10 protein-coding genes are annotated in these 11,677 nt (G+C 63.2%); all 10 read left to right on the forward strand.

Annotated elements, in window-relative coordinates; translation table 11 throughout:
• Window positions 1–198 precede the first annotated feature (198 nt).
• The gene (locus VMU57_RS04160) at window positions 199–711 is read left to right on the forward strand and encodes a hypothetical protein (protein ID WP_325381082.1); all 513 of its coding nucleotides are present in this window, start codon (window positions 199–201) and stop codon (window positions 709–711) included.
• Between the two features lie 299 nt (window positions 712–1,010).
• Window positions 1,011–1,397, forward strand: a complete 387-nt coding sequence (locus VMU57_RS04165) for a hypothetical protein (RefSeq protein ID WP_325381084.1) — start codon at window positions 1,011–1,013, stop codon at window positions 1,395–1,397.
• Window positions 1,398–1,442: 45 nt separating this feature from the next.
• Window positions 1,443–1,865: a hypothetical protein gene (locus tag VMU57_RS04170; protein WP_325381086.1), complete on the forward strand. Its 423-nt coding sequence runs from the start codon at window positions 1,443–1,445 to the stop codon at window positions 1,863–1,865.
• Between the two features lie 96 nt (window positions 1,866–1,961).
• Entirely contained in the window at window positions 1,962–2,933 is a 972-nt protein-coding gene (locus VMU57_RS04175) for a hypothetical protein (protein ID WP_325381088.1), read from the forward strand.
• A gap of 78 nt (window positions 2,934–3,011) precedes the next feature.
• Window positions 3,012–3,635, forward strand: a complete 624-nt coding sequence (locus tag VMU57_RS04180) for a hypothetical protein (RefSeq protein WP_325381090.1) — start codon at window positions 3,012–3,014, stop codon at window positions 3,633–3,635.
• Between the two features lie 4 nt (window positions 3,636–3,639).
• A complete protein-coding gene (locus tag VMU57_RS04185) occupies window positions 3,640–4,071 on the forward strand; it encodes a hypothetical protein (RefSeq protein ID WP_325381092.1) in 432 nt (143 codons plus the stop codon).
• Between the two features lie 42 nt (window positions 4,072–4,113).
• Window positions 4,114–4,608, forward strand: a complete 495-nt coding sequence (locus VMU57_RS04190; RefSeq protein ID WP_325381094.1) for a hypothetical protein — start codon at window positions 4,114–4,116, stop codon at window positions 4,606–4,608.
• 8 nt (window positions 4,609–4,616) lie between these two features.
• Window positions 4,617–5,570, forward strand: a complete 954-nt coding sequence (locus tag VMU57_RS04195) for a hypothetical protein (RefSeq protein ID WP_325381096.1) — start codon at window positions 4,617–4,619, stop codon at window positions 5,568–5,570.
• A 38-nt stretch (window positions 5,571–5,608) separates the two neighbouring features.
• A complete protein-coding gene (locus tag VMU57_RS04200) occupies window positions 5,609–10,123 on the forward strand; it encodes a GDSL-type esterase/lipase family protein (protein WP_325381098.1) in 4,515 nt (1,504 codons plus the stop codon).
• An 84-nt stretch (window positions 10,124–10,207) separates the two neighbouring features.
• On the forward strand, window positions 10,208–11,677 hold a 1,470-nt coding region (locus VMU57_RS04205), incomplete at its 3' end, for a terminase (RefSeq protein WP_325381100.1).

Raw genomic sequence — 11,677 nt, forward strand, 5'->3', positions numbered from 1 at the left:
TCGACAAGTGGAAGCAGAGGTCGCGCAGCAACGCCGCGCAGTGAAGATTGCCGTTCGCAACCGTTTCGAGGAGGTGGCATGGAAGAGCAGTTGGCAGTTCATCGCAGGCGTGCCGGCATGGCCTGCAGAGCAGGATTGACGCAGCATTCAGCAAGTTCAGCAGGCTCAGCTCGAGCGGCTGGCATGGAGCTGCGAGCCATGGCGGTCGAGTTTCCGGTCGTGCATGGGCATCCCAACCGGCTGCCGTTTGAAGGCGTCCTGACGCTGGTCGATGTAGCCAGCGACAAGGCCCCCAGCGGAGCCCGCGGGCATCGCGTCGTTCTCACCCGGGCCGCAGCCGAAGCCGCGCTGCCCAGCCTGCTGGGCATGGCCGTCGACTACAAGGCCGGATGGGACGGCCATGATGCCCGCCAAAAGTGCGGCATCATCACCTCTGCCGAGGTCGATGGCAAACGGCTGACGGTGGCGGGCTATCTCTTCGCACGCGACTTTCCCGAGATGGAGTCGAAGGTCCAGGTCGAGGGAGCCATGGGCATGAGCTACGAGTTGGCCGACGCGCACGTAGCCGATATGAGCGCATCGGTCTGGACCCTCACCCGCGCCACCTTCACCGGCGCGGCGATCCTGCTGCGAGAAAAGGCCGCTTACCGGAGCACAAGTTTCCGGCTCAAGCGGCCGGCAGTTGCGCGGCGGGCCGCATTGGCCCGTTAGCTGGGGGCTGGGTTCGGAGGGATTCGGCCGTATCGACATCCACACGGGGAGAAGGGTGCAGGGAGAAAGGATGACCCCTGAGAACTTGAGAAGAGGTGTCATCCTGAGCGAAGCCTTTCGCAGCTTCACCGCGAGAGGCGCAGTCGAAGGACCTGCGGTTCGTTCACAGCGCAATACCCTTTCCTCCGACAGGCCGATACGCCGCATTGCACCGAATTTGTAACTGGGTAAGTCCGCGTTCGAAGTTCTGAACGCGGACTTACCCATTGCTTTTGCTGGAAGAAGTTCAAGGAGACACAATGAGTTTTTTGAACGTGCTCGAAGAAGTTGGAAAAGATTTTGAGAAAGGCCTGAAGTGGGCGGTAGAGTATGCCGTACCCGTCGAGAAGCTGGTGGCTCTCCTGTTCCCGCAGGCAGCTCCCGCGATCGTCGCCGTGGCCGATGCCACCTCGCTGATCCAGGGCGCGGTCTTGCTGATCGAACAGAAGTACGCGGCCAGCGGCGCGCAAAGCGGCACCGGCCCGCAGAAGCTGGCCGAGGTCATGCTGCTGGCCGGGTCCGCCGTCACGTCGCTCTTGCAACAGGCCGGAATCTCCGCCGACAGCGGATACCTCCAGAGCCTGATCTCGGCAGTCGTCGGCATCCTCAAGGTGCAGGCCATGCCCACGGCCAAGTCTGCAGCCTAGAAGGCCAGCCACAAATAACCCGCAATAGAAAGTGTGAGGGAAAGCATGGAGATGGAATTGAAGGATGAGTTGGGAGTCACCGTCGAGCGCCTTGCCGCTGCGGCCGGCTTGCTCGAGCAGGCAGTCGAGCGGCTGGCACAGCGCCAGAGCGACTCCGAAGAATCGATCGGGCGTATCGGGCACATCGTAGCCACCGTCGAGGCGCGTCGCGAGACCGAGCTTGAAGAGAAACTCGCCGCCGCCGAGGCCGAGATCGCCGAGCTGCGCGCCGCCGCCGCTTCTGTACCTTCCACCGTTACAAATGGCCGCAAGACGCTTCCGGTGGCGATGGCAAACCTGCTCGCCAAGCAGGGAGTGACCGTCGATTCGATGGAGGCAGGAGCATTGGACGCCGCTCTCGTCAGCCTCAGCCTCGAGCAGCGCATCGCGGTCAAGGCCCAGTTGATGCGGGCGGGCCTGCTCGGCTAGGAAGAAGTTCTTCGCCGCGAATCGAGCGGAGATAAACCAACAGCAGAACGGCGCGGCTACGGCTGCGCCTTTTCATTTTGAAAAGGAGATTTAAGAATGAACGCCAAGTTTACTGAGATCCACGCAGCAGCCGACTACCTTGGACCCGGTGCAATCGAAGTTCCCATGTACCAGTCCGAGATCACCGACCTGGTGCAGCGGCGCGGCGTCTTCGGTCGAAGGATCAAGCAGGTCCCCGCCACCGGGCACCCCTCGCGCTTCTTCGAGGAGACCTCGATCCCTTCGCCGACCGCCGCCACCGGCTTCGTCGATCCGCGCAACATCGTAGCTCCGCTCGTCAATCCCACCCGCCTCGAGCGCAGCGTTCCGTTGAAGGCACTGGTCGCGCAGATCAACTACAACCTCTTCGATATCGAGCTTGGTCAGCAGCAGAGCCAGTTCGCCTATCTGCAGGCCAAGGACCTCACCGACACCGTCGACGGCGTTCTGCGCACGCACGATGTCGCGCTCTGGAACGGCAACGACACCAGCCTCAGCGCGCCCACCACGGCGCAATACTTCGGCGCTGCCGGACAGATCGCCGCTGGCGGCAACACCGTCAACATCGGCACCACGCAGAGCATCGTCGACGGCTTCAAGTCCACCATCGCCGAGATGGTCTCGAACAGCTCCTACGGCGTGCGGCCCACGGCCATCTACGCCAACCCGGTGCTGCTCGACCTCATCGACCGCGAGATGAAGGCCGAGTTCAACGTCGTGCTCAACACCAGGGAGATCGCCGCTGGCCTCTCCGTCAAGACGCTCTCGACGCAGGCCGGCGACATCCCGCTCATTCCCGAGTGGACGCTGAGCTACACCGGCACTCCCGGCTCGGGAACCGCCGTGCTGCCCGCCTACATCGTCACCGAAGACCTGATCGAGTACCACTGGCTCAGCGACCCCAACCCGCGCATCTTCCAGCTCGGCGTCCCCGGCTCGCTCGCCTCGCAGTATGTCGTGGTGAAGTTCGGCGGCCTCGTCGTCAAGGGCGCGAACTACGCCCACTACCAGGTGCTCGTCGACCGCTAACGCTTGAACGAAGGAACGCAGACGGGGACCGGTCTATTTGTGCCGGTCCCTGTTGCTTGTTAAAAAAGGGAGCTGCTTATGGGTTACTTGTTGCCGGCAGAGTACGTGCAATACGGATTGACGGCGGAGACGACAGACGACTGGGTGACGATGGCCTCGGCCTTGATGGAGGCATACTGCCGCCGCCCCAGCCTGATGGTCACGCAGTACGTCGAACGAATGCGGTTTACCTCCGGCGCGCAGACCGTGCGCCTCAGCTATCGACCGCTCGCCCCCGCGGCTGGCGCGGCTTCCGCGCTGGTCGATGTTAAGGTTCGCTATGGCCGTCCCCGGCGCGGAGAGTTGCCCGATCCCTTCCGCGAGCAGGTCGCCTGGGCCTTCAGCGTTCCCGGAAGCTGGAACACGCTCGACGTGAACAGCGTCGACATCAACGAGACCACGGCGGAGCTGACCTTTCCGCTCAACTTTCTCGGGCTTAGTTACAACGAGGTCCAGGTGACGTACACCTCCGGCCTCACCGTCATTCCCGACGCGGTCAAGGTAGCGTGCGTGCAGATCGTGAAGAACGCGCAGGCCACTCCGGCGATGAACGTGAAGTCGAGCCGCATGGACACCATGCAGATGCAGTACTTCAGCGGATCGCTCCTCGACGCGCACGTACAGGCGCTCTTGCGGCCCTACCGCGCAGAGAGGCTCGGGTGACGCGATGGCAGATTTGTTGATGGATTCAGGCGCGGCGGTGCGCACCGCCAATGTGTTGCTGCGCGGCGTCGGCGGACGCACCGTGTTGCTGCGGATGCCTGCGATGGCGAGCGCGGGCGATGTAACCGAACAGTTGGGGCTGGCCACGCCGCAGTTTCAAGACCTGGAGTTAGCTCCAGTCGTCTTTCGTTCAGCACGCGCAACCGTGACCGAAGGCAAAGCCACGCGATGGGAGCTTCTGGTCGCAGGCGACGCGGTGGAGACGCTGGTCGGATCGATGGGCTATGGCGCAGCCGAGTCGTTATTCGGCGCGACGTTCGGCGTGCTGATCGACGGCGTGCTGATGACGATTGAATCGACCACCGCCTCCGAGGTCCGAGGATCGGCGTATCTCTACCGCCTGGTCGTGCGAGCCCCGCTGGTGCAAGTGGTTTAGCCAGGGCCAGGGAGATTGTATCGAGAAAGGTTACAGATCAAAATGCAGAACGCGAAAGATACGTTTTATATAACGCTGCAGGCAAGGCTGGCGGCGGTCAATCCGTCACGGACCATCGTGGTGCGTGGTGTGACCCGGCCCGCAGTGCTGGTCGAAGAGAACGAGCTGCCGTCTGACGCTGTACCTCTCGATGCGTTTCGCCTGCGCTGGACCGTGCTGAAGGTAGACCCGCAGGCCGCGCTGCCGCTGGTGACGATGGCCTGCGAGATTCGCTACGCCACCGACGGCAACGCAGGCAACGGCGGCATGGACCGCGGACGGCTGCTTGCCGCGATGGACGCGGAGTTGGCGGCAGCGCTGGGCGCACCTCCGCGCAGCGTAACCAAGACGAGTTATTCGACAGCGCCGCCCACGGCTTTGGGAACCAACGTCTTTTGGGGCGACGCAGCATTCGCACCAGTCGCAGTGACGGACGAGCGTTTGGAGCGTGTAGCGACGGTAGAGGTTTTTTGCTACCAGGAAGCGGGTGAGCTGTGAGTGGATTCATGAGTGCAGTGGCCCCGGTGACGCGCCGGGTGCGAGCGTACTTTGCCCCGGTCAACCGTGCGGCGGGAGTGCCCGCGTTGTTTGACGCGGCGCAGACAGGAGGCTTCACCCTCGATGCGCCTCCCGCGCCGTGGATCGACCTGGGCTGGTGCTCGGGCTTTGCGCGCAAGACCGCGACCAAAATTGAGGCATTGCGCACAGGCGCTCCCGCCGTGGTGCAGACGCAGGTCCGGTCTGAGATCGAGGCGACGGTGTCGCTCGAGTTCGAGAGCTGGGGCAAGCTGCAGATGGCGCTGGCTGCCGGATCGCAACAGATGAACCTGCTGGCAACTGCGGCGGGGACTGCGGCGAATGGAAGCGGCGGCACGGCGGCGGCGGCGGTTCCACTGGCTGTCGGATCGACGGCCACCGCGTTGAACGTAGGCGCGGCGAGCACGGAGTTCAGCGTCGGCGATCTGGTCGCCGTCGATCTCGACTACACCGGCCAGATTGGATTTGTCGGCAGCGGCGTCAGCGGAGCCTACGTCTTTTCGTACGCCGCGGTGAACGGCGATGTGAACTATGTGCGCCGCGTCTCGCTGAATGTTGGCCGTGTGGCCGCGATTACGAATGGCGTGTTGCAGCTTGGCGCGGCGCTGCTGGCGGGCGCGCCAATAGCGGGCATGCAGGTCAGCAGGCTGGTCGGGTTTGTGGATCGCGAGGGCGGCGGCTGGTTTCAGGAGTGGTCGGCGCTGTTTGTGACGGAGGGCGAGCAGGGCGACCGCGTGATCTATCACTATCCGCGATTGCAGCCGATGCAGGGGGCTGCGGAGTCTGCCGAGGTGCTGGCAGGAACGCTCGAACGGGTGCGGCTTGCGGGCGCGTTTCGCGCGCTGCCGGTGAAGGACGCCAACGACGGAGAGACGGTGGTCTGCTTCCGCAGCTATCTGCCCGCGACGATGCGCGCGACCTAGACGAAGAAATCAGAGAACAACCGATGAGGAGGAACAGGATGGGTTGGAAGATTAGAGGATGGCTGGTGGGAATGCTGCTGGCAATATTTACCGCGAGTGCGATGGCGCAGATTGCTACCACTACGGTTACAGATACGGTCTACCGCGCGGACGGCACCGCTGCCACAGGAACGGTGCTGGTGAGCTGGCAGGCGTTCACGACCGCACTGGGGCAGAGCGTGCCCAGCGGAAGTACGTCCGCCCTGATCGCGGGCGGCGGCACCGTGACGATTCAGCTGGTTCCGAATGCCGGGGCCACGCCGATGGGGAGCTACTACACTGCCGTCTATCATCTCGATGACGGCACCGTCAGCCGCGAGTTCTGGGTGGTGCCTGCGAGCCAGGCGGCGGTCGAGGTCAGCGCGATCAAGAACACCGTGCTGCCCACCTCGGTCGCGATGCAGACCGTGAGCAAGGCCTACGTGGATACGGCGATTGCCACTGCGGTCGCGGGGCATCCGTTGGACAGCACGAACCCTTATGTCCTCAAGGCCGGCGACACGATGACCGGGCCGCTGGAGCTGTCCGGCGATCCCGCAACAACGACAGAGGCCGCCGACAAGCACTATGTCGACGCGAGCATTGACGGCGTCGCAGGCGGTCTGGGGCAGAAGGTCTCGCTGTCGCCTGCGGGGTCGCAGATCGTGACCCAGCCCGCGGGCACCAACCTCGAAACGAACAAGCTGAACGGCACCGTGTATGCCAGCCAGTATGTGAACGGTTCGGGCAACAACGGCATCGCCAACGCCATGGCCAGTCCGGACTGCGCGAGCGGCTGCGACGTCCATGTAGAACCGAGCTATAACTCCACGGAGAATTACACGCCGTCGACCTGGAACAGCGGCACCTTCAGCGGAACGCACGTCGAAGACCTGAGAGACGGTGGGCTGCATGAGTCCTATTTCAATCCGATCGATGCACTGGGCACCGGGCTGGACGCGGGAGAGGTGCTCGATGTCGAATCGACGCGCAGCGCGGCTACCGTCTTCCAGCGCGGCGGGCCGGGGGAACCGAACTTCGCGGGCCTGCTGATCACGCACAAGGGGCTCACCGGCGGATCGAACCTGTATCCGTCGACCATCGAGACCGTACCGTACTTCAAGAGCACATACACCGCACTCAACGTTCACGGCACTTACAACGCGATGGGGCAGCACATCCTGTCTCCGCAGAAGATCGACTGCTACGGCGTAGGCGACTGTCTCATCGGGGCGGAGTTCATGAACTCGTCGGGCGGATTTCGCGATGAGGCCGACGAAGGCGCTCATCCGATGGACCTTCAGATACAGGAAGATCCACTCGTCTTTCAGGGAACATGCAGCACGGGATGCACGTCGGGATCGACGACGGTGATGGTGGCGGTCACGTCCGCGCCAGGCACGCAGGGCGAGGGCAGATACCTCATCGACAAAAGTCCCGCGGATGTCATCACGACAGGCCTGCTGAACAGCGGTACAGTAGCGGCGAACGGAACTCCGGGCGCGACCGCCAGCTTTAGCGGGACGAATTTTCCGGTGAGCGTCTTCTTCCAGACCGCGCAGACGATCACATCGCAGGCCAACAATATCGCTCCGGGAACGGTAACGATCGCGTTGGCGACGACCAGCGTGCCCGCCGGCTTCGCCACCAACACCGCGGCAGCACCCGCACCGAGCGGCGTGGCCTGCGTGGTCGACCAGCCCAACAACACCAATCCGCATAACTACGAGATGGCGAATTACACCGTCGTCGATGGGACCCATCTGCAGATGACGCTGCTGAAGGTGCACCGCACCGGGGCGACGATTGCGATGGGAGGTCTGTGCGGCTACGGACTCGAAGAAACAGTGGATACCGTCAACGGCATTCGCCAGGTGTTTCCGGTCATCGGATCGTATTCGCCCACCGCTCTCTTCTACGCTGGCGGACTGACTGCGATTGTGGGCATCAACTCGCAGACGGGGGGCTTTCTCAATGTAAGCGCGTCGATTGCTTCGATCTCGCGCAGCAACAATGTGGTCACTATCACGACGGCGGGAAATCTTCCGGTGGATGTCAACGCGTTGACCCTGACCATCTCCGGCGTAGCCGATTCGAGCTACAACGGAAGCTACGTCGTGACCACGACCGCCGCCAACACGCTGACCTACGCCAACACCGGCGCCAACAGCACAAGCAGCGGCGGCACGGTGGGAATTCTCACGGGCGGCTATGCGCTCTATCCGATGGCCGAGGTCTTGGGCGTCTACGATACGGCGACCCGGACGATCGACGGTCAGCTGACGCTGGCTCCGAACACGGTGCCCTGGGCGGCCAACGATCCGGTCGAAGAGCCGCACTACTATCAGCAGAAGATCGCAGCCGATAATATGAACGTTATCCAGACCATGCCGCGGCCAACGCTCGCGCTGACAGCCGGTGTGCAGTTTTCGGGGAACGTCGGGCCTGGGCTCTCCGGCTGGTATGTCAGAAACGCCGCGCTCGCTTCCAGCTATCTGGGCAATGGCGGAACCCACACGATGCCCTATGCGGCCTTTCTCGAGGGCGGAGTATGGCAGAGGACGATGGATGCGCAGGCAGGCGAGCGCAGCGTGTTTTCTATCCACTGCAACTCGCATGGCTGCGGCAAGTGGAACTCGGCCTACGATCTGTTCGAGCTGGACAGCCAGACCAGCGTGGACACCATCAACTTTCAGCCGACGACCAGCGCGCTGACGATGAACCTGCGCGGAACGACCTACGGATTTACACCGCAGGCGTTTACTGCCGGAACCATCAACGCAACCACCATCAACGCAACCACGTTGAACGGAGCGATCAGCGCGGCGCAGTTGCCCGTGTTCGGCGGCTCCGGCAGCAGCCACGCCCAGGGTGCTGTACCGGACCCCGGCGCAAGCGCGGGTGCCACACGCTATCTGCGCGAAGACGGCACCTGGGCAACGGTAAGTGGAACCACCAGCGGCATGGCGGGCCAGCTTGCGACCAACCTGCTGGCGCGCTATGCGCTGACCGATGGCAGCGGCGCGCCCACGGACTCGAGCGGCAACGGCAACAATGCAACGCTGCCGGGCAGCACGCTGAATCCGACCTGGACGACGCAGGGCATCACCTGCAATGGGTCGAGCCAGTACTTCAACTCGACGGGAACGCAGTCGGCGCGAACGTTTGTGTGGGCCTCCACCGAGACGGCGCAGACGACGGGAGGGTCCCCGGTCGGTCCGCAGTTCGTCACCCCGTTTGGCATCTCCGACAGAAGCGTGTTCTTCGGAGGAAATGAGTGGTACGGAAACCAGCCCACCGTCGTGGTCAATGGCGCGCAGGTGGGAGCGCTGAGTAGTGGAACCCTGCTGGGGACGCACGTCTTCGCGCTCACGCTGGGGACCAATACAACGACGGACCCGTCGCAGTTCTACATCGACGGCGCTCTGGTCAGCTCGGCCACGGCACTGGGTGCGGCGACAGGAAAGGCCACCGGGGCCTATCAGGTATGCGGCGCGCCTACGGGTGCGGCGACTTATTTTCCGGGCAGCTTCTATTACTTCGAGGCGTACTCGGATGAGAAGACGGCAACCCAGGTGGCGCAGGAGTCCAACGCGGTGAAGCAGGCAGTGCAATCGCGCGGCGTGGCGTTCACACAGGCGCCCGATGCGACGATCAAGGACATCTATCTGTCGATTGGCGACTCGTTGACCAACGGACATGGTGTGACGCCATCGAGCAGCTTCATTACGCCGACCGACTCGTTCGACGTAGTGAACTACGGCCTGGGCGGTGCGTTGACCACCGATCTCGCTTACATGTTCGACGCTCGCGACGCCGCGCGGTACCGGCGCAATGCTGGAAGAAACGTGATTCGACTGTGGGCGGGCACCAACGACCTGGGCAACGGGCACACCGCGCAATCGGCGCTCGAAGGCATACGGTCGTATTGCCGGAAGGCGAAGGCGGTTGGCTTCCAGACGATTGTCTCGGACATGATCAGCCGCACCGGGCAGGACAGCAACATGCAGACGCTCAATACGCTGCTGACGACGCAGGACACGGGATGCGACCTCGTGCTCGACCTGGCTTCGGATGCGCGGCTGGGTGCAGCCGGTGCTTATGCGAATGCCACGTACTATCAGGCCGACGGCATTCATCTGAGCCAGACCGCGCAGCAGAACATCGTTGCCCCGGCGGAGACGCGGGCGATCAATCTGCTGCCGGCTTTGAAGGCGCAGACGACCAGTGCCACCGTGACGGCCGCGACCTACACCTCGGTCGACGCTGACCTGTATCTGCCGGTGAGTCCGGCGGCAAACTCGGTCGCGGTGACGCTGCCCGACTGCGGCTACTTCACCGGCATCAGCCGTTCGATCAAGAACGTTCAATCGAGCGGATCGAATACGGTGACGGTCGCACCGGCAGCGGGTGAGCTGATCGATGGCTCGTCGACGCCGATCGCCATCGCCAACGGAGCAACGCTGGTGCTGCGCTCGGTGGTGCTGAACCGCGCGACCGCGGGATGCAGTTGGCTGAGGGTGAGCAACAACTAAGGCTGCTTTTACTACGGTGCGGCTTCGTCCTGGGTTGGGACGAGGCCGCATTTTTGCTGGGGGTCGATGACGTGGGGGCAAGGGATGAGCGAACAACAGTGGGGTGTGGAGGATTTGCTGAAGTACGGCAAAGAGATGAAAGAGGATTCAACGAAGATCTTCGAGATCGCAAAAAAGCTGTTGAAGGTGCGCGACCGGGAGGGCGTGGAGCGAGCGCTAATTCCCAACCGGGTGCAGAAGCAGTTTGAGACGAATCGCGGGCAGCGCAACATCGTGCTGAAGGCACGGCAGATGGGCATCAGCACCTGGGTGGCGGCACGGTTTTTTCTGAAGACGATTACTGCCCGAGGCGTGATGACCGTGCAGGTGGCGCACACGAAAGAGGCGGCAGAGAGTATCTTTCGCATGGCGCAACGTTTCTGGGAGTGCCTGCCCGAGAAGCTGCGCGAGGGGCCGCTCAAGCGCAGCCGGGCGAACTCCGGCCAGATGCGCTTCACCGAGCTGGACAGCGAGTTTCGCGTGATGAGCGCGGGCGATGTGGGCGCGGGCCGCGGCTTGACCATGCAGAACCTGCATTGCAGCGAGTTGAGCCGATGGCCCGGCAACGCGGGCGAGACGTTGGCGGGGATGCGCGCCGCGCTCGCACCGGGCGGCGAGCTGGTGATCGAGTCCACGCCGAACGGCGCGTATGGCTGCTTCTACGAGGAGTGGGGGCAGGCCATGGCGACAGGTGATGGCGATGGAGTCGTTCGCCACTTCTTTCCCTGGTGGCTTGAAGATGCTTATGTATCTGTTGCTGTTACAGATTTTACGGAGGACGAGACGGAGCTGATGCTGGCGCATGGGTTGACCGCAGATCAGATCGGCTTTCGCCGCAGCCTCGAGACGAGCTATCGCGGGCTGCGCGTGCAGGAGTTTGCCGAGGACGCCGAGACCTGCTTCAAGGCCACGGGCGACTGCTGCTTCGAGATCTCGGCAATCGAGGCGCGGCTGGCCGAGTTGGTCGAGCCGACGGAGACGGAGCGCAACGGCGCGTTACAGATATGGCTGCCTGCCATTGCGGACAAGAGATACCTGGTGGCGCTGGACCCGGCGGGCGGTGGTTCGGATGGCGACTTCGCGGCGGCGCAGGTGATCGACATGGAGACGGGAATGCAGTGCGCGGAGTTGCAGCAGAGGATCAAGCCTCGAGACCTGGCAGCGGAGGCAGTGAAGCTGGCGCGAAAGTACAACGACGCAACGATCGTGGTTGAACGTAATAATCATGGGCACGCTGTACTGGCCTTTCTGGAGAACTCCGAGCACTATGCGAATGTCTACCGCCAGGCGGGGGAGCAGGGATGGCTGACCACGATGGCGAGCAAGCCGGAGATCATCAGCCGCATGGGAGCGCTGCTGGTAGAGTCACCCGAAAGGTTCGCGAGCAGAAGATTGCTGAGCGAGTGCCGCACCTACATCTCGCTGCCGGCGGGCGGGACCGGCGCGGCCAACGGAGCGCACGACGACTGTGTGATGGCCATGGCCATCGCTCAGACCGTACGCGCGGAGATGATT

This window comes from Edaphobacter sp. (assembly GCF_035532915.1).
Taxonomy (GTDB): Bacteria; Acidobacteriota; Terriglobia; order Terriglobales; family Acidobacteriaceae; genus Edaphobacter.

Bases quoted from the DNA above. Each gene is read 5' to 3' on its own strand.
- VMU57_RS04160 (WP_325381082.1), top strand. From the start codon at position 199: ATGGCGGTCGAGTTTCCGGTCGTGCATGGGCATCCCAACCGGCTGCCG.
- VMU57_RS04165 (WP_325381084.1), top strand. From the start codon at position 1,011: ATGAGTTTTTTGAACGTGCTCGAAGAAGTTGGAAAAGATTTTGAGAAA.
- VMU57_RS04170 (WP_325381086.1), top strand. From the start codon at position 1,443: ATGGAGATGGAATTGAAGGATGAGTTGGGAGTCACCGTCGAGCGCCTT.
- VMU57_RS04175 (WP_325381088.1), top strand. From the start codon at position 1,962: ATGAACGCCAAGTTTACTGAGATCCACGCAGCAGCCGACTACCTTGGA.
- VMU57_RS04180 (WP_325381090.1), top strand. From the start codon at position 3,012: ATGGGTTACTTGTTGCCGGCAGAGTACGTGCAATACGGATTGACGGCG.
- VMU57_RS04185 (WP_325381092.1), top strand. From the start codon at position 3,640: ATGGCAGATTTGTTGATGGATTCAGGCGCGGCGGTGCGCACCGCCAAT.
- VMU57_RS04190 (WP_325381094.1), top strand. From the start codon at position 4,114: ATGCAGAACGCGAAAGATACGTTTTATATAACGCTGCAGGCAAGGCTG.
- VMU57_RS04195 (WP_325381096.1), top strand. From the start codon at position 4,617: ATGAGTGCAGTGGCCCCGGTGACGCGCCGGGTGCGAGCGTACTTTGCC.
- VMU57_RS04200 (WP_325381098.1), top strand. From the start codon at position 5,609: ATGGGTTGGAAGATTAGAGGATGGCTGGTGGGAATGCTGCTGGCAATA.